Annotated in this window: 18 protein-coding genes; 10 read left to right on the top strand and 8 right to left on the bottom strand. The window is 60.6% G+C overall.

Annotation, left to right across the window (positions count from 1 at the left end; translation table 11 throughout):
* Window positions 1-249: 249 nt before the first annotated feature.
* The 6 genes from accC to gcbA all read right to left on the bottom strand — a co-directional run bounded on the left by accC (window position 250) and on the right by gcbA (window position 8,317).
* The gene (gene accC / locus ACEN9A_RS02490; protein ID WP_007937211.1) at window positions 250-1,608 is read right to left on the bottom strand and encodes an acetyl-CoA carboxylase biotin carboxylase subunit; all 1,359 of its coding nucleotides are present in this window, start codon (window positions 1,606-1,608) and stop codon (window positions 250-252) included.
* A gap of 17 nt (window positions 1,609-1,625) precedes the next feature.
* Window positions 1,626-2,090 carry an acetyl-CoA carboxylase biotin carboxyl carrier protein gene (gene accB / locus ACEN9A_RS02495; RefSeq protein WP_018928421.1) on the bottom strand — a complete coding sequence of 155 codons (465 nt, stop codon included), beginning with the start codon at window positions 2,088-2,090 and terminating at the stop codon, window positions 1,626-1,628.
* A gap of 48 nt (window positions 2,091-2,138) precedes the next feature.
* On the bottom strand, window positions 2,139-2,591 hold the full coding sequence (aroQ, locus tag ACEN9A_RS02500; RefSeq protein ID WP_007937215.1) for a type II 3-dehydroquinate dehydratase: 453 nt from the start codon (window positions 2,589-2,591) through the stop codon (window positions 2,139-2,141).
* Window positions 2,592-2,723: 132 nt separating this feature from the next.
* Window positions 2,724-4,466, bottom strand: coding sequence for a protein-disulfide reductase DsbD (locus ACEN9A_RS02505; RefSeq protein WP_258672245.1), 1,743 nt, complete (start codon window positions 4,464-4,466; stop codon window positions 2,724-2,726).
* A 182-nt stretch (window positions 4,467-4,648) separates the two neighbouring features.
* Window positions 4,649-6,595, bottom strand: coding sequence for a methyl-accepting chemotaxis protein (locus tag ACEN9A_RS02510; RefSeq protein ID WP_258672246.1), 1,947 nt, complete (start codon window positions 6,593-6,595; stop codon window positions 4,649-4,651).
* A 51-nt stretch (window positions 6,596-6,646) separates the two neighbouring features.
* Window positions 6,647-8,317 (bottom strand): diguanylate cyclase GcbA, encoded by a 1,671-nt coding sequence (gene gcbA / locus ACEN9A_RS02515; protein ID WP_258672247.1) that lies wholly within the window; start codon window positions 8,315-8,317, stop codon window positions 6,647-6,649.
* A gap of 290 nt (window positions 8,318-8,607) precedes the next feature.
* Here gcbA and ACEN9A_RS02520 point away from each other — a divergent pair, with 290 nt between their 5' ends.
* From ACEN9A_RS02520 to ACEN9A_RS02545, 6 genes are all read left to right on the top strand, one after another.
* Window positions 8,608-9,675, top strand: coding sequence for a DUF2333 family protein (locus tag ACEN9A_RS02520; RefSeq protein WP_019582276.1), 1,068 nt, complete (start codon window positions 8,608-8,610; stop codon window positions 9,673-9,675).
* Between the two features lie 3 nt (window positions 9,676-9,678).
* On the top strand, window positions 9,679-10,236 hold the full coding sequence (locus ACEN9A_RS02525; protein ID WP_019582277.1) for an NUDIX hydrolase: 558 nt from the start codon (window positions 9,679-9,681) through the stop codon (window positions 10,234-10,236).
* Window positions 10,237-10,533: 297 nt separating this feature from the next.
* Window positions 10,534-10,905, top strand: a complete 372-nt coding sequence (locus tag ACEN9A_RS02530) for a translation initiation factor Sui1 (protein ID WP_007914613.1) — start codon at window positions 10,534-10,536, stop codon at window positions 10,903-10,905.
* 220 nt (window positions 10,906-11,125) lie between these two features.
* The gene (gene speA / locus ACEN9A_RS02535; protein WP_007937227.1) at window positions 11,126-13,039 is read left to right on the top strand and encodes an arginine decarboxylase; all 1,914 of its coding nucleotides are present in this window, start codon (window positions 11,126-11,128) and stop codon (window positions 13,037-13,039) included.
* Between the two features lie 233 nt (window positions 13,040-13,272).
* The gene (locus ACEN9A_RS02540) at window positions 13,273-14,595 is read left to right on the top strand and encodes a contractile injection system protein, VgrG/Pvc8 family (RefSeq protein ID WP_258672250.1); all 1,323 of its coding nucleotides are present in this window, start codon (window positions 13,273-13,275) and stop codon (window positions 14,593-14,595) included.
* Window positions 14,592-15,389 carry a DUF4123 domain-containing protein gene (locus ACEN9A_RS02545; protein WP_258672252.1) on the top strand — a complete coding sequence of 266 codons (798 nt, stop codon included), beginning with the start codon at window positions 14,592-14,594 and terminating at the stop codon, window positions 15,387-15,389. The genes ACEN9A_RS02540 and ACEN9A_RS02545 overlap by 4 nt, the downstream gene beginning before the upstream one ends.
* Before the next feature lie 23 nt (window positions 15,390-15,412).
* Here ACEN9A_RS02545 and ACEN9A_RS02550 read toward each other — a convergent pair whose 3' ends face one another.
* Window positions 15,413-16,753 carry an MATE family efflux transporter gene (locus ACEN9A_RS02550; RefSeq protein ID WP_258672254.1) on the bottom strand — a complete coding sequence of 447 codons (1,341 nt, stop codon included), beginning with the start codon at window positions 16,751-16,753 and terminating at the stop codon, window positions 15,413-15,415.
* An 85-nt stretch (window positions 16,754-16,838) separates the two neighbouring features.
* Entirely contained in the window at window positions 16,839-17,132 is a 294-nt protein-coding gene (locus ACEN9A_RS02555) for a hypothetical protein (protein ID WP_018928411.1), read from the bottom strand.
* A gap of 191 nt (window positions 17,133-17,323) precedes the next feature.
* Between ACEN9A_RS02555 and ACEN9A_RS02560 the strand changes: the two genes are divergently transcribed.
* The 4 genes from ACEN9A_RS02560 to ACEN9A_RS02575 are packed head-to-tail and all read left to right on the top strand — an operon-like array spanning window position 17,324 to window position 19,628.
* Window positions 17,324-17,626 carry a MazG-like family protein gene (locus tag ACEN9A_RS02560; protein WP_007937232.1) on the top strand — a complete coding sequence of 101 codons (303 nt, stop codon included), beginning with the start codon at window positions 17,324-17,326 and terminating at the stop codon, window positions 17,624-17,626.
* The gene (locus ACEN9A_RS02565; protein WP_018928410.1) at window positions 17,626-18,375 is read left to right on the top strand and encodes a methyltransferase domain-containing protein; all 750 of its coding nucleotides are present in this window, start codon (window positions 17,626-17,628) and stop codon (window positions 18,373-18,375) included. The genes ACEN9A_RS02560 and ACEN9A_RS02565 overlap by 1 nt, the downstream gene beginning before the upstream one ends.
* 12 nt (window positions 18,376-18,387) lie before the next feature.
* Window positions 18,388-19,017 (top strand): DUF4136 domain-containing protein, encoded by a 630-nt coding sequence (locus ACEN9A_RS02570; protein WP_258672256.1) that lies wholly within the window; start codon window positions 18,388-18,390, stop codon window positions 19,015-19,017.
* Between the two features lie 53 nt (window positions 19,018-19,070).
* Window positions 19,071-19,628, top strand: a complete 558-nt coding sequence (locus ACEN9A_RS02575; RefSeq protein WP_258672258.1) for a DUF4136 domain-containing protein — start codon at window positions 19,071-19,073, stop codon at window positions 19,626-19,628.
* Window positions 19,629-19,849 lie beyond the last annotated feature (221 nt).

The raw sequence follows: 19,849 nt of genomic DNA on the forward strand, positions 1-19,849 counted from the left end.
AGAAGACGACCGGGTTGCCATCCAATAGCGGAGACGTCGGTCTCTGTGGCGAGGGAGCTTGCTCCCGCTGGAGCGCGAAGCGGTCCCAAAATGGCAGATACGGCTCTGTCTGACACCGCTCGGATGAATGGTCTTGCGGCTGCTGCGCAACCGAGCGGGAGCAAGCTCCCTCGCCACAAGGTTTCTGGGCGGCATCTTCAGAAACAACAAAGCCGCCCGAAGGCGGCCTTGTCATGTTCCGGCTGAAGCTTAGTGCTTGTCGCCAGCCAGCTTGTGCTCGAGGTAGTGAATGTTCACCCCCCCTTTGCAGAAGCCTTCGTCACGGGTCAGATCACGGTGCAGCGGGATGTTGGTCTTGATCCCGTCGACAACGATCTCGTCCAGCGCATTGCGCATGCGCGCCATGGCTTCGTCACGGGTTGCGCCGTAGGTGATCAGCTTGCCGATCAACGAGTCGTAGTTCGGCGGAACGGCGTAGCCACTGTACAGGTGCGAATCGACGCGAACGCCGTTGCCGCCTGGTGCGTGGAAATGCTTGACCGTGCCTGGGCTCGGCATGAACGTTTTCGGGTCTTCGGCGTTGATCCGGCATTCCAGCGCGTGACCGCGGATGACCACGTCATCCTGGGTGAACGACAGCTTGTTGCCGGCGGCGATGCTGAGCATCTCCTTGACGATGTCGATGCCGGTGACCATTTCCGATACCGGGTGCTCTACCTGGACACGAGTGTTCATCTCGATGAAGTAGAAGCGGCCGTTTTCGTACAGGAACTCGAAAGTGCCGGCGCCACGGTATCCGATGTCGATGCAAGCCTTGACGCAGCGGGCGAGGACTTCTTCGCGCGCGTTCTCGTCGATGCCCGGTGCCGGCGCTTCTTCGAGAACCTTCTGGTGACGACGTTGCAGCGAGCAGTCGCGGTCGCCCAGATGGATGGCGTGGCCCTGACCGTCGGAAAGTACCTGAACTTCCACGTGGCGTGGGTTGGTCAGGAATTTTTCCAGATAGACCATCGGGTTGCCGAACGCTGCGCCCGCTTCGGAGCGGGTCAGTTTCGCCGAGGAGATCAGGTCTTCTTCTTTGTGCACCACGCGCATGCCACGACCACCACCGCCACCAGCGGCTTTGATGATCACCGGGTAACCGACTTCGCGACCAATGCGCAGAGCGGTTTCTTCGTCTTCAGGCAGTGGGCCGTCGGAGCCCGGGACGGTTGGAACGCCAGCGGCGATCATGGCGTGCTTGGCCGATACCTTGTCGCCCATCAGGCGGATGGTATCGGCTTTCGGGCCAATGAACGCGAAACCGGAGTTCTCGACCTGTTCGGCAAAGTCGGCGTTTTCCGCAAGGAAACCGTAGCCTGGGTGAATGGCGGTTGCGCCGGTCACTTCAGCGGCGGCGATGATGGCCGGAATGTGCAGGTAGGAGTGAGCGGCGGAGGCCGGACCGATGCAGACGGATTCGTCTGCCAGGCCCAGGTGCATCAGCTCTTTGTCGGCCTTGGAGTAAACGGCGACGGTCTTGATGCCCATTTCCTTGCAGGCACGCAGAATCCGCAGGGCGATCTCACCGCGGTTGGCGATCAGAACTTTTTCCAACTTCGCAGTCATCAAAGGCTCTCCGCGATTCAAACGATGGTGAACAGCGGTTGGTCGTACTCAACCGGCTGGCCGTCTTCGACGAGGATGGATTCGATCACACCGCTGGCTTCAGCTTCGATGTGGTTCATCATCTTCATGGCTTCGACGATGCACAGGGTGTCGCCTTTCTTCACGGTCTGGCCAACTTCAACGAAGGACGGCGAGGACGGCGAAGATTTGCGATAGAACGTGCCGACCATCGGCGAACGGGCAACATTGCCGTTCAGCGTTGGAGCCGCTGGAGCCGCAGGAGCAGCGGCAGCAACCGGAGCGGCGGCAGCAACTGGTGCCGGTGCCGGTGCATGCATCGGAGCCGGTGCGTAGTACTGCTGAGCCGGCGTCTTGCTGTGACGGCTGATGCGTACGGACTCTTCGCCTTCCTTGATCTCAAGCTCGTCGATGCCGGACTCTTCCAGCAATTCGATCAGTTTCTTAACTTTACGGATATCCATGAATCATCAACTCCCAAGGGTCGGTCAGGGGCGTTTAACGCTTGTTGTTCAAGCCGTTGCCTGTCTTTCAAGCTGCTCTAGTGCGGCCTCCAGGGCCAGTCGATAACCGCTGGCGCCAAGGCCGCAGATCACTCCCACCGCTACATCGGAGAAGTAAGAGTGATGGCGGAAAGGTTCGCGTTTATGCACGTTAGACAAATGCACTTCGATGAATGGGATGCTCACCGCCAGCAGCGCGTCACGTAACGCGACACTTGTATGCGTAAAAGCTGCTGGATTGATCAGAATGAAGTCCACACCTTCGCCGCGAGCAGCGTGGATGCGGTCAATCAATTCGTACTCGGCGTTGCTTTGCAGGTAAAGCAAATGGTGGCCGGCATTGCGCGCCCGCTGTTCCAGGTCCTGGTTGATTTGTGCCAGGGTGGTTGCACCGTAGACGCCCGGTTCCCGGGTACCGAGCAGGTTCAGGTTAGGGCCGTGCAAAACCAATAGGGTCGCCATCTGCTGCTCCTTTGTAATCTGTGTGCAATTGTCAGAACCCGGCGACTATGCCGCAAAGCCTTTGTGACTGTCCAGTTCTATGCAATAGGCAGCACGATGGCCGATGTTTGCGCGAAATATGTGACCGGGTGATTAAATCCGGTCATTTGCTTTCGCAACACGTTCGGCGAAGTCCATGGCGTTTATCTCGCCGATCACTCGCACATCGATGCGTTCGACGCCGTCCCTGCCGAAAAACATCAGCGCCGGAGGGCCGAACAGCTTGTAGCGGTCGAGCAGGGCGCGCTGTTCGGTGTTACTGGCGGTGATGTCGAAGCGGATCAGTCGATAGCCTTTGAGACGTTCGACGACGTTGGCATCGTTGAGCACTTCGTGTTCGATGACTTTGCAACTGATGCACCAGTCGGCGTACCAGTCGAGCAGCAGCGGCGCGCTAGAGGATTTGGCTTCGGCAAGGACACGATCCAGTTCGGCTGGAGTGGTGATGGTTTGCCAGGTGCTGGCGATTTGCGGTTGCTGCTCGTTGCTGGCGACGATGCGCGGCTGGCCAATGGGGTTGAACGGATCGGACTGACCGCTGAACGCGCCGTACCAACAGGCCAGTGCATAAAACAGCAGGAACATCCCCAACAATTGCCCCAAGCGTTTTCTCGGCGGTTTATAGACGAATTCCAGCGCGCCCATGAACAAACCGACGCCACCGGCGAGCAGGCCGATCAACAGCAAGGTGATCTGGCCCGGCAATACCCGGCTGAGCAAACCGATCGCCAGCCCCAGCAGCAGCACACCAATCGCGTTTTTCACGTAGATCAACCACGGCCCGCTTTTCGGCAACCAGGCCGCGCCGCCAGTCGCTACCAGCAACAGCGGCGCGCCCATGCCCAGGCCGAGCATGAACAGTTTCAAGCCGCCACCCAGCGCATCGCCGCTGGCGCTGATGTACAGCAGCGCACCGGCCAAGGGGGCCGAGACGCAGGGCGAAACCAGCAGGCTCGACACCACGCCCAGCACCGCCGCGCCCCACAGCGAGCCACCCTCGGTACGCCCGGCGATCCGGTCCAGGCGGCTGCTGATGGCGTAGGGCAGTTTCAGTTCGAACACCCCGAACATGGCCAAGGCAAACACCGCGAAAAACAGCGCGAACGGCACCAGCACCCAGGCCGATTGCAAGCGCGCCTGAAGATTAAGCTGTGCGCCGAACATGCCCATCAAGGCGCCCAGCAGGGCGAAGCAGATGGCCATCGGCAGCACATAAGCCAGCGACAGGTTGAAGCCACGTAAACCGCCGATCTGTCCGCGCAGGACCACCCCGGAGAGGATCGGCAGCATCGGCAGCACGCAGGGGGTGAAGGTCAGCCCGAGGCCTGCGAGGAAGAACAGCGCCAGTTCGCGCCAGCCCCAGGCTGTGGTCGTGGCACCGCTGCCATCAATACTCAGGCGTTCGGTTTCGGGCGGGTAGCACAGGCCTTTGTCGGCGCAGCCTTGATAGGTCACGGCCAGCGTAAAGGCGCGGGAATCGGTGCGTGGCAGTTCTACGTCGAGAATGCCGTGGTAAACCTCGACATCGCCGAAGTATTCATCGTGCTTTTGTTCGCCCTTGGGCAGTTGAGCCGCGCCGAGGCCAACGTCGGCCGGATCTGCGCGAAACTGGAAGCGATGGCGGTAGAGGTAGTAACCCTCGGTGGCGACGAAACGCAGCTTGATCGATTGTGGCGTACTTTCTACCAGGCTCAACTGAAAGGCTTCGCGCACCGGCAGAAAGTCGGCGCTGTTGTTGATCGAACCCAGGGTGGAACTGGGGCGACTGTCCAGCAACCCGGCGGCGGAGGCCGGGAGGGCGAGCACTAAAAACAGCAGGCAGAGCAAACGGCGCATGACAATCTCGCGTATCGGAGGTGCGGGCATGATAGCTGAGTGTGCAATGTATGCGACTACGCCGATCTCCCGTAGGCGCTGCCAAAGGCTGCGATATTTTGACTTTGATCTTCAACGCTCGATCTGCCGCCAGGATCAACATCAAATGATCGCAGCCTTCGGCAGCTCCTGCAGGGGGGCAACTAGACGCGGAAGGCTTGAACGGCGGTATGCAACCGTCCGCCCAGCACCAGCAAATTCTCCCCTTGCTCACGCCCCTCGCCGATACGCAGCAAGTTATCCCCACCCAATTGATGAATCCGCTCACTGTGATCGCGGATTTCGCTGACGGCGCCGCTCTGCTGGGCAGTGACATCGGCGATGCGCACGGCGGTGTCGGAAATGGTCTGGATCGCTCCGACGATTTTATCCAATGCACCGTCGGCGGCCTGGGCCTGGTTGGCCGTGGCTTCGGCGTGTTCGACTTGGGCGCGCATGCCTTCGACCGATTGCCGCGCGGCGGTTTGCAGGCCGGCGATCAGCGTCTGAATCTCGGCGGTGGCACCGGCGGTGCGTTGCGCCAGTGAGCGAACCTCTTCGGCCACCACCGCAAACCCCCGGCCCATCTCCCCGGCGCGGGCCGCCTCGATGGCGGCATTCAGCGCCAGCAGGTTGGTCTGGTCGGCAATCGAGCGAATCACCGTCAGCACGCCGCCGATGGTCGCCGACTCTTCGGCCAGATGTTCGATCATCTGCGCGTTGCCTTGCACTTCACCCACCAGCGCATGCAGCCCGGTGAGGCTCAGGCCGATGACTTTCTGACCGTGCTCCACCGCCAGCCCTGCATGACGACTGGCGTTCGCGGCCTGGCTGGCGTCACCGGCGACTTGTTGAATCGTCGCCTCGAGTTCGCCGAGGGAGTCGCGGATCAACGCGGTGTCGCCGGCCTGATGCTCGGCGCCGCTGTGCAGGTCATTGCTCAATTCGGCCAGCGTCCGGCTGCTGCCGGCGACCTGCTCGGCGTTGAGGCGAATGGTTCCCACCAGGTCGACCAGATAGGCGCGCAAGCGATTGAGCGAGGCTTGAATGTCATGCAACTCGCGGTTGGTCGCACCCAGTTGAATGTCGCGACTGAAGTCGCCCTCGGCCCAGATCGAAAGCGCCGGGGCTAGATTGGTCAGGGTTCGGGCCAGGCGTCGCTGCAAGGTATCGATGAGCAATGCGATCAGCAGGATCAGCCCGATCATCACGCCCTGCATCAGCCGCACTTCGCCCTGGATTTGCCCGTGCTGGGCGCGCACTACTGGTTCCAGCCCGGCGGTGGCCTGTTGCACGGCGGTGATTTTCAAGTGAGTCGCGGCGCTGAGGTCGGCGCGTTTCTGGATCTGTTCGCGCGTGCGCGCCAGTTCAGCCGGGTAGCGGGTGAGCAGGCTGTTGAGTTCACGCTTGAGGCTGACGCCGGCATCTTCGGCGACGGTTTTTTCGCCGTTCTCCAGGCCCATCATGGCGGCGAAATCATCGGTGTTCGATTCACTGCTGGCGGTCACCCCCAGTAGCGGCAAGGTGTTCAATTGTTCAGCCTGAATGCGGATGTTGGCGACTTCGCGCTCGACATCGGCGGCCAGTTCGCTGCGCCCGCTGCTGACCAGTTTGTCCCGGGCCAGAGACAACTTGCCCAGATGCTGGGAAGCGGAGAGCAAAGGCGTCAGGTACGCCGCGTTGCCATTGGCGTATTGACTGAGCTGATCGAGGCTGGCGCCGAGCTCGCGTTCAGCTTGCAGCAGCAGGGCTTGTGGATCACCGGCGAGTTTGCCGGCAGCCAGCAAGTCAGTCTTGCTGAACTCTTCCAGGTTCGACAGGCTGGGGCGCAAGGTGTCGGCCAGGCTCGGAGGTAATTCGCCGAGCTCTTTTTGCAGGCTGTCGATGGCCTGGCTGGCGCTGCTCAGGCGCAGGGCATCGCCGCTGGCCAGGTAATCCTCGACGTTGCGCGCCACTTCATTTTGAAACTGCTGAGACAGGCCCAAGTAACGCTCCATCAACAGATAGGGGCGTTCCAGGGCTTTTTGCGACCACCAGAGGGTAGCGCCGAGGGCCACGCAAACGGCGACCAGAAGGAGAGTATTGAGATTGGTCAACAGCTTCAGGCGCATTGCGGACTACCAATGGCAGAATGGTAAGTACCTGAAGTTATTGCGTTTCTGTTACAGCGTTATGACCGAGTCGGTCGATTCCGATGAAAAAGTGGCACTTTGCTTTGACTCCCGCGCGGCTTGCACGCGGTTGCGTCCGGCGTCCTTGGCGCGGTACAGCGCCTCGTCTGCCTGTGTGGCCATCATCAGGCTGTCGGAGCCTTCGTGCAGTTCGACGACGCCGGCACTGAAGGTGCACCAGAGGTCCAGGGGTTGCGCGGGGTAGTGAATTTCGGCAAAGCGCTGACGGATTTCATCGAGCACCTTGTAGGCCGATTCAATATCGGTGTCTGGCATGACAATGGCGAACTCTTCACCGCCGTAACGGCCGATGAAGTCGGTCTTGCGCAACCGTTGCTTGAGGAACAGCGCCAGGCTCTTGATCACCCGGTCGCCCATGGGATGGCCGTGGCTGTCGTTGACCCGTTTGAAGTGGTCGATGTCGAGCATCGCAAAGCTCAGCGGCTTGTTTTCGCGACGGGCACGGAATGAACAGTCTTCGAGCAGCTGCAGAATATGGGTGTGGTTGTACAAACCGGTCAGGCTGTCGCGCACCATCCGCGCTTTCAGATTGCGCGCCCGCGCCGCGCGGTTGCGCACGGTGGTGATCAGGTGTCGCGGCTTGATCGGTTTGGTCAGGAAGTCGTCGCCGCCCTCACTCATGGCGTCGAGCTGCTTGTCCAGATCGTCTTCGGCCGACAGATAAATGATCGGCACGCTGACATAGCGGTCGTTATGGCGGATTACCTTGGCCAGTTCCGTACCGGTGCAGGCCGGCATGTACATGTCGAGGATGATCAGGTCAGGCTGGAAATCCGCCAGTTCGGCCATGGCCTGGATCGGTTCGATCAAGGTCCGTGTGACGATCCCGGCGCTGTTGAGCAGGCGTTCGGTGTGCAAGGCCTGTGCGCGGGAGTCGTCGATGATCAGCACTTTATAAGGTTCGTACTGGGCGACGCAGGTCAGCACTTCGATCTTTTCCAGCAGGCTCGAGGCTTCGAGGGTACCGGTGAGAAACTCCTGGCCGCCGGCGCGCACGGCAGCGAGGCGAGTCGGGGTGTCGGTTTCGTGCAAGCTGAAAAACAGCAACGGCAAGGGCTGCTCCAGGCCTTGCTGGGCTTCGGCCGCCAGTTTCAGGCCGATGCCGGCACCGCTGAAGTCGACGTCCATGACAATCGCCGCCGGTAACCGCTCGACCATCGAGGCGCGGAACGCGGCGACACTGCCCAGGGATTGGGCGCTGAGCCCGAAGAACTCAAGTTGCTTGGCCAGCCGTTCGGCCCGGTCGTGATCCTGCAGCATCACGTAGATCGGCTTGCGCAGCGGTGGCAGAAAGGTGTGTTCGAGCTGATCGCCATGGCGCAGGCCGGTGCGGGACAAGCGCTGCATCAGGCGGTTGAGGTCAGTGATCAATCCGCTGCTCAGGCGTCCGCGATTGGCGTCGACGGCCTCCAGCGACTGGCCGATATGACGGGCCAGCAGGGTGTGTTCCGGTTGTTCGAAACGTTCGGCAAAGCGCAGCAGGCGCAGATTGGCCTCGCTCAGCTCCGACAAGTCGGCGATGGACCATTCGTTGCGTTGCAGGCGTTGCCATATCTCAAGAATCTGACGTGCCTGATGAATTACCCGCTGGGCAAAGTGGTGCTTGAGGCGCTCACGGCTGGGGTCTTCTGGCTCGGTCATATCCTGACTACTAGTTAGGGTGCATGCTGAGATCGACTGGTGGCTCTATGCTAGCACCTCTTTTCAATTGCATGAGTGTCCTGCGTCAATAATCTGCAAAGCGACATCATTCAGTTCCCGACCGACTGGTCGCATAGGCTCAACGCTGTGCTTCATTTATAGTGACGGCTTCGATTGCAGTCATTGTATGGCTCGCTGTGTCCCGCAGGATTTAATGCGCGGCAAATAAGGCACGATGGCGTAGGGTTGTAGTCGAACCGATGAACTCAAGTGATTGAAAGGATATCGCCATGCTGGACTGGAAGAACCGCACGGGCAGCGCGCCTGAGCGTGCCGCTGAACCGAAATCGGCCACCCGCAGTTATTTTGGTGGCCTGTTGTTCAGTCGGGCGCTGGCCACTCTGATTTGCCTTTACCTGTTGGTGGCTATCGCGCTGGGCTGGTACTGGAGCCAGGAGCCCGCGCTGTTCCCGGTTCAGCAAAATGCCCAGGTGGCAGCCGAGAAAGAAGGCAAGCAGATGGTGGTCGGGTACACCACGGTGGAAACCCTCAAGACTGTCGCCGGTACCTTGCTGACCAAACCGGGTGGCTATATTTCCAACGACCGTTTCCCGCCGGGCCTGTGGATGGACAACATGCCGAGCTGGGAATATGGCGTGCTGGTCCAGGTCCGCGACCTGAGCCGTGCGCTGCGTAAAGACTTCGCCCGTTCCCAGTCGCAGTCCGCCGAAGACGCCGACCTGGCCAAGGCCGAGCCGCGCTTCAACTTCGACAACAAGAGCTGGGTGCTGCCATCCAGTGAGTCCGAGTATCAGGAAGGCATCAACTCCCTGAGCCGCTATCAGGCACGCCTGTCGGGTCCTGACCAGAAGAGCGCGCTGTTCTACGCCCGCGCCGACAACCTGAACAACTGGCTGGGTGATGTAGGGACTCGTCTGGGCTCGCTGTCGCAACGGCTGTCGGCCAGCGTTGGCCGGGTCAAGCTCAACACTGCGCTGAAAACCGAAGTCCCGGCGCTCGGTCAGGTGCCGCAGGTTGACGAAGAAGTCGTTGAAACCCCGTGGATGCAGATCGATAACGTGTTCTACGAAGCCCGTGGTCAGGCCTGGGCATTGTCCCATCTGCTGCGCGCCATCGAAGTCGACTTCGCCGATGTGCTGGCGAAGAAAAACGCTACGGTCAGCGTGCGCCAGATCATCCGTGAGCTGGAGGCTTCGCAAGAGCCGGTCTGGAGTCCGATGATCCTCAACGGCAGCGGCTTCGGTGTGCTGGCCAACCACTCGCTGGTCATGGCCAATTACATCTCCCGGGCCAACGCCGCGGTGATCGACTTGCGTCAACTGCTCAATCAGGGCTGAGTCATGGTAGATAGCGCTAAAGAGGCCGCCCACCGCGCGGCCTCCGATGCCGAACAGATCGCCTGGGTCGACGAGCAGGACAACCTGCTCGGCGCTCTGGTGCGCTCCGACTTGCGCGAGCGCGGGCTGATCGGGCGCGGCACCTACATCATGCTGTTCAATTCTGCCGGTGAGCTGTGCGTTCACCGGCGCACCCTGAGCAAAGCGATTTATCCCGGTTATTGGGACGTGGCGGCCGGCGGCATGGTGCTGGCCACCGAGACCTACGCCGAATCGGCGGCCCGTGAGCTGGAAGAAGAGCTGGGGGTGAGCGGTGTGGAACTGACCGCCCACGATCACTTTTTTTTCGAGGACACCGGCAACCGGCTCTGGTGTTCGGCGTTTTCGGCGGTGTGGGACGGCCCATTGATCCTGCAACCGGAAGAGGTGCTGGAAGCGCGCTTTATCCCGATCGATCAGGTCCTGCTGGAAATCCAGCAAAAGCCGTACTGCCCGGACTCTTTGGCAGCTCTGAAGCGCTATCTTCGCGCACAAGGGGATGACGTCGCAAAAGAGCTGTAAATTGGCGCCGATTGGCTCTTAGCAAGTCGGCTTTTTGCCGTTACACTGCGCGACCTTTTCAAACTGAACCGGCATTGCTTTTTGTAGGAGCTGTCGAGTGCAACGAGGCTGCGATCTTTTGATCTGGCTTTTGAAGCAAAATCAAAGGATCGCAGCCTCGTTTCATTCGTCAGCTCCTACGCGCATACACAGTGTTGTAACCGTTTCAGTAGCGCTGCCCCTGCCTGAGTGGGGCTTCGCGGTCGATAACCTTGCCCAAGGTTGCGATCAGTCTTTGTCCTCCCAAGAGGATTGCCGGTGGCCAAAAAAGCCGCATCCTTCGCCGCCCTTGGTGGCCTGGTATTTTCCACCGACGCAGGTCGTCATTGCCCGGAATGCAGTAAACCGGTGGATGCCTGCATCTGCAAACAAACCGTTATCCCGGCCGGCGACGGCATCGCTCGCGTGCGTCGCGAAAGCAAGGGCCGTGGCGGCAAGACGGTGACGACCATCACCGGCGTGCCGTTGGCCGAAGACGCGCTCAAGGAACTGGCCACTACGTTGAAGAAACGTTGTGGGACCGGTGGGGCGTTGAAAGACGGGATCATCGAAATCCAGGGCGATCATGTCGAGCTACTCTTGGCTGAGCTGATCAAGCACGGTTTCAAAGCGAAGAAGTCCGGCGGCTAGCAGCCTCTGTGAAAACCACCTGCGGCTTGATCCAGTCCTGATTGCATTCTGGTCTGGCGTCGTCTCCATGGTTTTCACAGAGCCTGTTCATGACCGGTTTCTAAACTCACTGCGGTCAGCGAGGTCTACCCCCTCGTTGACGAAACGTCATTTTCATTCTTTAGACTGCGCCGGCCTGAACTCAAGGCGACGCTCTATGACTTCTTTATAGGGGACTTCGATGTCCGTAAGACGCACACGCAAAGACGATGGCAGCCAATGGACAGTTGCGGACAGCCGCAGTGTTTACGGGATTCGCCATTGGGGGGCCGGGTATTTCGCGATCAATGACGCCGGTCGCGTCGAAGTTCGTCCGAACGGCCCGACCAGTTCGCCTATCGACCTGTTCGAGCAAGTCGACCAACTGCGCAAAAGCGGTTTGTCCTTGCCGTTGCTGGTGCGTTTCCCAGACATTCTGCAAGACCGCGTGCGTCAGCTGACCGGTGCGTTCGACGCCAACATCGAGCGCCTGGAATACCAGAGCAAGTACACCGCGCTGTACCCGATCAAGGTCAACCAGCAGGAAGCGGTGATCGAGAACATCATCGCCACCCAGAACGTATCGATCGGTCTGGAAGCCGGCTCCAAGCCTGAGCTGCTGGCGGTACTGGCGCTGGCGCCGAAGGGTGGCACCATCGTCTGCAACGGTTACAAGGACCGTGAGTTCATCCGTCTGGCGCTGATGGGCCAGAAGCTGGGCCACAACGTGTTCATCGTGATCGAGAAAGAATCCGAAGTCGGTCTGGTGATCGAAGAAGCGGCGTCGCTCAAGGTCAAGCCTCAGGTCGGCCTGCGTGTGCGTCTGTCGTCCCTGGCGTCGAGCAAGTGGGCAGACACCGGTGGCGAAAAATCCAAGTTCGGCCTGTCGGCGGCGCAGCTGCTGTCGGTGGTCGAGCGTTTCCGTGCCGCTGGCCTGGACCAGGGCATTCGCCTGCTGCACTTCCACATGGGTTCGCAGATCGCCAACCTGGCGGACTACCAGCATGGCTTCAAGGAAGCGATTCGTTACTACGGCGAACTGCGCAACCTTGGCCTGCCGGTCGATCACATCGACGTCGGCGGCGGTCTGGGCGTGGACTACGACGGTACTCACTCGCGTAACGCCAGTTCGATCAACTACGACATGGACGATTACGCCGGTGTCGTGGTCGGGATGCTCAAGGAATTCTGCGACGCGCAGAGCCTGCCGCACCCGAACATCTTCTCTGAAAGTGGCCGCTCTCTGACCGCCCATCACGCGATGCTGGTGGTGCAGGTGACCGACGTCGAGAAACACAACGACGACGTGCCGAAGATCGACAACAAGGAAGAACTGCCGGAAACCGTGCAGTGGCTGGTTGACCTGCTCGGCCCGACCGACATCGAAATGGTCACCGAGACCTACTGGCGCGCCACGCACTACATGAGCGATGTGGCCACCCAATACGCCGATGGCAAGCTGACCCTGGCGCAAAAAGCCCTGGCCGAGCAGTGCTACTTTGCCGTTTGCCGCCGCCTGCACAACTCGTTGAAGGCCCGTCAGCGTTCCCACCGTCAGGTGCTCGACGAACTCAACGACAAACTGGCCGACAAGTACATCTGCAATTTCTCGGTATTCCAGAGCCTGCCGGACACCTGGGCCATCGGCCAGGTCCTGCCGATCCTGCCGCTGCACCGTCTCGACGAAGAGCCGCTGCGCCGTGCGGTGCTGCAAGACCTGACCTGCGACTCCGACGGCAAGATCAAGCAGTACGTCGACGAGCAGAGCATCGAGACCAGCCTGCCGGTGCACGGTCTGAATGACGGTGAAGACTATCTGCTGGGGATCTTCCTGGTGGGTGCCTACCAGGAAATTCTTGGCGACATGCACAACCTGTTCGGTGACACCGACTCGGTGAACATCTATCAGAATGCTGACGGCAGCGTTTACCACGCCGGTATCGAAACCCACGACACCATCGAAGACATGCTGCGTTACGTGCACTTGTCGCCGGAAGAGCTGATGACCCACTACCGCGACAAGTGCGCCAGTGCCCGCATCAGCGCCAGCGAGCGCACCCAGTTCCTCGATGCCTTGCGTCTGGGCCTGACCCGTTCGTCTTACCTGTCTTCTTGAGGTAAGGCTCCGCGCCCATCAGGTTGTCTGAAATTTCTCCGTAGGTTGCGGAAATTTCAGATGACCTGGTGCGGGGCTTCTCTTTTTTCACGCGAAATGACCCACATACCTAGCAATCCAAGCGATGTGGTCTTCTTTTCACGTAGGTCATTTCCTAAGTTGTACTTCGGCACTCTACTCGGCCATGTCTCTCAGCGAGAATCCCCGGCCGCCCCTCCTGTAGAGAATCGCCGATGTTCGATCCAGTCAACGAACCGTCATTTCGTCTGGATATAGCGGGTCTTGCCGACCCCTTTGAGGTCTTGGCCTTTACCGGTAGTGAAGCGATCAGCGAGCCTTTTGCGTTCGACGTGGATCTGCTGAACGATGACCCGACGCTGGACCTTGCAAGCCTGCTGTACCGCTCGGCCTTTTTGCACTTCGGGCCGCAGGGGGAGGGCATTCACGGGCAGTTGCTTGGCCTCGTTCAATCTGGTCATGGCGATGAGCCCAGGCTTTGTCGTGTACGTCTGGGCCCCAGGCTTGCTTGCCTGGCCCAGCGCTTCAATCAGCGAATTTTCAGCGATCGCTCGGTGCCGGACATTCTCGCCCAGGTTCTCAAGGAGCACGGCATTGCCGGCAAGGATCGTCGTTTCGACCTGAGCGGCGATTATCCGCCCCGTGATTTCTGCACGCAGTATCGGGAATCGGACCTGCAGTTTCTCCAGCGTCTATGCGCCCAGGAGCGGCTTCATTACTACTTCGAGCACCGTGCGCGTGGGCATTGTCTGGTCTTGGGCGACGGTCCGGGGCAGTTTCGCCGTGGTGAAGAGAGGGGCTTCGAGGATGTGAGCGAACGACCGGGAGTGCATCAGTTCAAGCTTCATGGCTGCGGGCAGATTGCCGAGGGGCAGACGAACCTGCCAACGCTGCGCAGCGGTCAACTGATGCCGTTGTCAGGTCATCCGTATGCGGACTGGAATCGTCTCTGGCTAGTGACCCATGTCGAGCATCAGGGAGGACAACAGCCAGATTTTTTGTATCGCAACCAGCTGCGCGTCGTTGCGCAGGAGGTGCCTTTCATCGCGGCTCATCCCGTTGTGAAACCCAGGATGCACAGCCTGCAAAGGGGATGGGTAGTCGACGTCGGTGAATCTCGCCCCGATCCCAGCAGATCGGTCGCCGTGCAGTTTGACTGGCTATATCAGGGCGAAGGCGCAGCCCCCAGCCACTGTTGGTTGCCGTTGTCTGGCGAGCTGGAAAGCGCGGGTGTCATGCCCTTGAGTGAGGGCACGCAAGTGCTGGTGAGCTTTATCGAAGGTGATCCTGATCAACCCTTGATCAGCGGATTTCTTCCCGGAGCACCGTCCAGCGCAGAGCCGGGCATGGCCGAGCTGCTATCCGCCTCGACCACTGAAACCAGCCGCGCGGTTGATGGTTTATTGGGCTTGCTGCAATCCAGCGAACCCTTGGTACTCCTGTGTTTGCTGCCAGGTGGGGGCAGTTTCAGTCATTGCGCGCAATCCTTATGCACTTGCCGGGCAGCGACGCAGCTTGGCCAGAGCGGTGCGGCATGATTGCCGTTCAGGCGCCCGACTCGACCCCGCAATGGCTGTTGCTCGATGTGCCGGGCGTGCCTCGGGCCGGTGCGATGTTGCGGCAACAGTTTGCTCATGTCCGATGGTTCTGGCTGTTCGAAGGCACCGAGTTTCATCCGTTGCGTGAGCACGGGCCAGTGTTGGTCGACCTTCGCGAATGCCCGGCACTCGCCGAGCTGTACTCAAGTGAGCCGCACACATGGGGCGGGTTGCTGCTGGTCAGTGAAGCCTCTTCATCACAACTGCTGGAGCATTTGCGCCACATGCTCACCGTCACCTTCAGCCTGCATCACCGGGCCTTGTTGTGTTACTACAACCCTCAAACGGCGAGTTACTTTTTCGATGCCTGCGATGCGCAGGAGCTGAGTCGCTGGCTCGGTCCGATCGATCAGCTACGCTGGTTCGGCGGCACTTGGGCCGATCGGGCCATTGGCTGTCTGGGCTGGCAACAGTTGTTCAATCCACGGCTTGCCGTCAGGCCGCTGGCCATCGAAGAAAACCTCAGCTCGCGTCAGCGAGACAGCTTGCAGACCTGCCTGCTGGAGCAGCATGCCTGGCGCTGGAGCCGATCCACCGGCACCGACTACAACAGCTTGTGGGCTCACCTGCAGGAAGGGCTGGCGCTGGGTTTCAGTGAGCGCCCGGTGCTCGATGGCTGGTTATGGCTGCGCTTGCAGCACCCTGACGCCGTGCCGGGGCAACCGTTATCGGGAACCACCCAGCAGGAGCGTCTCGATAGCCTGCGCAACCTGTGGCAGAACGATCAACCCTGAACGGGTTGAAGGTATGTCGCTCGTCATCCTTTTAACCAGCCGTCGTTCTTGCGCAAGTACCAGGCGAATGTGCCAAGGGTCAGGCTGCGCAGCACCATGAACAACAGGAAGGTTATCCACAGTCCATGGTTGCCCAAGCCTTGCAGCATCCAGGCGAAGGGCAGCAGCAGGATCACGGTCAACAGCATGCCGTTGCGCATTTCCCGGGCACGGGTGGCGCCGATGAACAGGCCGTCGAGCAGGTAACTCCAGACCGCAATCAGCGGCAGCGCGGCGAGGTACGGCAGATAGATGAAGGCGGTGTCGCGCACGCTCTGAATGTTGGTCTGCATCTGGATGAACAGGTGCCCGGCGAACAGAAACAGCAGGGCAAACCCCAGGCTTGCCAGCAGCGACCAACCGCACGCCACCACCAGTGAGCGGCGCAGGGCATCGCGGTCGCGAGCGCCGATGGCGTGTCCGCACAGGGCTTCCACGGCGTGGGCCAGACCGTCCAGTGCGTGGGCGGTCAGTAGCAGGCCGTTGAGCAGCAGCGCATTGGCGGCGACCGTGGCATCTCCCAGTCGTGCACCCTGCACGGTGATCAGGAAGAACACCGACTGCAACGCCAGGCTGCGGATGAAAATGTCGCGGTTGACCGCCAACAATGGGCGCCAGCTCTGCCACAACGCCAGCGCGGCCCAGGCAATATGGCCGGGATAAGCGCGCAGGGCTTTGCGGGTCATGAACAGGCCGATCAACGCGCCGGTCCACTCGGCGATCACCGAGGCCCGTGCCGCGCCGACCACTCCCCACTCCAGGCCAAGCACAAACCACAGGTTGAGTGCGATGTTGACCAAGTTGGTGCTCAGCAGAATCGCCAGCGGAGCCCGGGCATTCTGGGTGCCGAGAAACCAGCCGACCAGCGCATAACTGGCCAGCGCCGCCGGCAGCCCGAACAGCCGTGTGTGGAAAAACTCGCGGGTCAGTTGATCCAGCTCCGCCGACGGTTGCATGAAGTGCAACGCGACCCCGCTCAACGGCACGCCCAACGCTCCCAACAGAATGGCCAGGCCCATGGCCAACAACAGACCTTGCAGCAAAATCTGCCGCAACGCAGCGCCATCCCCACGCCCGGCCGCCTGGGCGGCAAATCCGGTGGAGCCCATGCGCAGAAAGCCCATGGCCCAGGCAAGAAAGGTATACAGACTGGCGCCCACCGCGACGGCGCCGAGCTGATGAGCATAGGGCAGGTGACCGATGACGGTACTGTCGACCAGCGCCACCAGCGGTACGGAAATGTTCGAGAGAATCATCGGGGCGGCGAGCGCCCAGACGCGGCGATGGGTCGGACGGTCGCGCCAGTCGGCAATCAGGTTGGACATGCAGGCTCCTTGGGGGCGCCTGCATTGTAGCGACGAACTCGGAATTCGCATCGATCCATTGTGGGAGCGAGCCTGTGGGGCAGCCTTAGTGAATGATCCAGCTCAGCAACCACAACCCCAGCAGCAACCAGATAATCCCCATGATGATCGACGCGTTCATGAAGGCGCGGATCGCCGACCACAGCAGCATCAGCCCGAGGATCAAGGTGATGATGCTGATGATCGAGGTTTCCATGCCCAATGCCTGGGCCAGCCCTTCGACAAAATTGCTGCCGGCGTTGCTCAACAGGTTGAACAGGCCACTGAGGGTGTCGATGATAAAACGGATGACCGAACCGATTGCCTGGCCGAGCCATTCGAAAAAGCTGTCTACCTGCATGTGTACGTCCTGATGGAGTGGTGGCGTGGTTGCCGGATCCGAGCCTTGGGCTATTGATCGTGCTCCGGGGTTCCCGTGGAAGCTGCCGAAGGCTGCGATTTTTTTGAGTATGGCGCAAGTACGCAGACACAACGCTGCCACTTGCCTTCACCCGTCATCCCCCTGAAGCTATACGCCTTCAGGAGAGCCCGATGAACCTTGTTGAACTGACCGAACGCCTGCACGCCATTCGTGACCGCAATGACTGGCGGCAATTTCACAGCCCGAAAAACCTGGCCATGGCCGCGAGCGTGGAAATGTCCGAGCTGGTGGAAATCTTCCAGTGGCTGACCGAAGACCAGTCGCGCCAGTTGCCGGCGGACAAACTGGCCCATGCCGGGCAGGAAATCGGCGACATCGTGCTGTATTTACTGCTGCTGTGCAGCGAGTTGGGGCTGGACATGAATGAAGTGGTACGTAACAAGCTCGCGGACAGCGAACGGCGGTTCAGCTGATGAGCGACCGTCATTTCGATCAGTTGGCGACCCGCTTCGCTGAAAAAATCTACGGTGGCGCAAAAGGGGCGATCCGCCTCGCGGTGCTGCAGGCCGACCTGGCCGAAACCCTGCCGGACCGCCCGTTGCGCGTACTGGACATCGGCGCCGGCCTGGGCCACATGTCGTTGTGGCTGGCCCAGCGCGGTCATCAGGTGACCCTGGCCGAACCCGCCGAGCCGATGCTTGAAGGCGCTCGCCAGCGTTTCGCCGAAGCCGGGCAGACGGCGACGTTCATTCAAGCGCCGTGGCAGGAGTTGCTCGGTCAACTCACCGAACCCTATGACCTGGTGCTGTGCCACGCCGTGCTGGAATGGCTGGCCGAACCCCATGCGATTTTGCCGGTGCTGCATCAGTTGACGAAGCCGGACGGCTGGTTGTCCCTGGCGTTCTATAACCGCGACGCGCTGATCTACCGCAACCTGCTCAAGGGCCATTTCCGCAAGATGCGCAAGAACGACATGGCTGGCGAGAAGCAGAGCCTGACGCCGCAACAGCCGCTTGATCCACGGGATCTGGCAGCGCAACTTGAGGGTCTGTGGCGGGTCGAAACCCAGAGTGGAGTGCGGGTTTTTCATGACTACATGCCGGTGGAATTCCAGGCCCGCGCCGAACTGCTCGACTTGCTGGAAATGGAACTGGCTCACCGCCGTCACCCAAGCTTCGCCGGGCTTGGGCGCTACTTGCACTGGATCTGTCGGCCGATCTGACCGGAGTGCGCAATGAATAGTCGTTCAGGTTTACTGGTGATCTGTCTGGGGTTGGCGGCCTGTCAGGGCAGCAACCCTTACATCGCGACGTCCAATCCCTTGCCACCGGCACCGCCCCAGGCCGCCGGCACTTTCGACCGCAGCGCCTACCCGGCGGCGCCACGGGATTACGGTCGCTACCGCAGCTGGGCCTGGCTCAACGGGAGCCTGCCTGCGGGCACGGCCTGGGCCGATTCGGAGCAGGTGGCCGAAGTCGTCAGCAATGCCCTTGACCAGCGCGGCTTGCGCCCACTGCACGACAACCGCCCGGCGGACCTGTTGGTCAGCGCCGACCTGCATCTGGAAACCCGCTTGCGCCAGGTGCAGGACGGCTCTGGTTACGGTGGCGGCTATGGCGGCGGGTATTACGGCGGTGGTTACAACCGCTATGGCACGGGTTACGGCATGTACAACAGCGTGCCGGTCGTCCGTACTTATCAGGTACAGGTTGTGGTGGTGCGGGTCGATCTGTTCGACGCAAGCACCGGTCAACCGGTGTGGAGTGCCAGTGCCGAAACCAGCAGTCAGGGCAACCAGAGCGAGCGTGCCGATGCCCTGCGCGAAGCTGTCGAAAAGGCCATGTCGGCGTATCCTCCTAGTTAGCTTCCTGTTCAGGAAGCGCCCCGCAGGTGCATGTCTTCAATCGGAGAAAAATCATGTTCCGCCGTCTCGTTTTACTGGCTATCGCCGCGCTGCTCACTGCCTGCGCCGCCAACGAGGTCAATCATGACTTCGATGCCAGCCGCGACTTTGCCGCCTATCGCAGTTGGAGCTGGAAAGAGCCCGCCGTGCAATACCGTCCCGACGACCCAAGGATCAAGAGTGACCTGACCGAGCGACGCATCCGCCAGGCCGTTGCCGATCAACTGGATCAGCGTGGCTTGCGTCCGGCCGCCGCCGGCGCCAAGGCAGACCTTAAGGTGCAGACCTACCTGATCGTTGAAGATCGCCAGCAACAAGTGACCACCTCCTATGGTGGCGGTTATGGTGGCCCATGGAACGGTTATTGGGGCGGGCCGATGTACAACGAAACCCGCAACGTCAGCTACAAGGTGGCGACCATCCAGATCGACCTGCTCGATGGCAAGGACGGCAAACTGGTGTGGCGTGGCAGCGACGAGCAAACCCTCAGCCGCACACCCAAGCCAGAGGACCGCAGCAGTACGATACGCCAGACGGTCGGGCGCATATTGGCTAACTATCCACCGCGCTGAAAACACCACAGCCCCCAAGGAGCGAGCCTGTGGCGAGGGGGCTTGCCCCCGTTGGGGCGCGAAGCTCCCCTAAAACCAGCAACCACAATCTTGAACTTAGAAAGTGGTGACTGGTTTTACGACTGCTTCGCAGCCGAACGGGGGCAAGCCCCCTCGCCACACGAGCCCGCTCCCACAATAAGCCCATTCCCACAGGGAGTTTTTGTTGGTGGGATGGCTAG

The sequence above is a fragment of the Pseudomonas sp. Pseusp18 genome (assembly GCF_059506005.1).

What these genes read in the sequence shown, in the direction of transcription:
- accC (WP_007937211.1), bottom strand. Translation starts at nt 1,608, where the DNA reads ATGACTGCGAAGTTGGAAAAAGTTCTGATCGCCAACCGCGGTGAGATC.
- accB (WP_018928421.1), bottom strand. Translation starts at nt 2,090, where the DNA reads ATGGATATCCGTAAAGTTAAGAAACTGATCGAATTGCTGGAAGAGTCC.
- aroQ (WP_007937215.1), bottom strand. Translation starts at nt 2,591, where the DNA reads ATGGCGACCCTATTGGTTTTGCACGGCCCTAACCTGAACCTGCTCGGT.
- ACEN9A_RS02505 (WP_258672245.1), bottom strand. Translation starts at nt 4,466, where the DNA reads ATGCGCCGTTTGCTCTGCCTGCTGTTTTTAGTGCTCGCCCTCCCGGCC.
- ACEN9A_RS02510 (WP_258672246.1), bottom strand. Translation starts at nt 6,595, where the DNA reads ATGCGCCTGAAGCTGTTGACCAATCTCAATACTCTCCTTCTGGTCGCC.
- gcbA (WP_258672247.1), bottom strand. Translation starts at nt 8,317, where the DNA reads ATGACCGAGCCAGAAGACCCCAGCCGTGAGCGCCTCAAGCACCACTTT.
- ACEN9A_RS02520 (WP_019582276.1), top strand. Translation starts at nt 8,608, where the DNA reads ATGCTGGACTGGAAGAACCGCACGGGCAGCGCGCCTGAGCGTGCCGCT.
- ACEN9A_RS02525 (WP_019582277.1), top strand. Translation starts at nt 9,679, where the DNA reads ATGGTAGATAGCGCTAAAGAGGCCGCCCACCGCGCGGCCTCCGATGCC.
- speA (WP_007937227.1), top strand. Translation starts at nt 11,126, where the DNA reads ATGTCCGTAAGACGCACACGCAAAGACGATGGCAGCCAATGGACAGTT.
- ACEN9A_RS02540 (WP_258672250.1), top strand. Translation starts at nt 13,273, where the DNA reads ATGTTCGATCCAGTCAACGAACCGTCATTTCGTCTGGATATAGCGGGT.
- ACEN9A_RS02545 (WP_258672252.1), top strand. Translation starts at nt 14,592, where the DNA reads ATGATTGCCGTTCAGGCGCCCGACTCGACCCCGCAATGGCTGTTGCTC.
- ACEN9A_RS02550 (WP_258672254.1), bottom strand. Translation starts at nt 16,753, where the DNA reads ATGTCCAACCTGATTGCCGACTGGCGCGACCGTCCGACCCATCGCCGC.
- ACEN9A_RS02555 (WP_018928411.1), bottom strand. Translation starts at nt 17,132, where the DNA reads ATGCAGGTAGACAGCTTTTTCGAATGGCTCGGCCAGGCAATCGGTTCG.
- ACEN9A_RS02560 (WP_007937232.1), top strand. Translation starts at nt 17,324, where the DNA reads ATGAACCTTGTTGAACTGACCGAACGCCTGCACGCCATTCGTGACCGC.
- ACEN9A_RS02565 (WP_018928410.1), top strand. Translation starts at nt 17,626, where the DNA reads ATGAGCGACCGTCATTTCGATCAGTTGGCGACCCGCTTCGCTGAAAAA.
- ACEN9A_RS02570 (WP_258672256.1), top strand. Translation starts at nt 18,388, where the DNA reads ATGAATAGTCGTTCAGGTTTACTGGTGATCTGTCTGGGGTTGGCGGCC.
- ACEN9A_RS02575 (WP_258672258.1), top strand. Translation starts at nt 19,071, where the DNA reads ATGTTCCGCCGTCTCGTTTTACTGGCTATCGCCGCGCTGCTCACTGCC.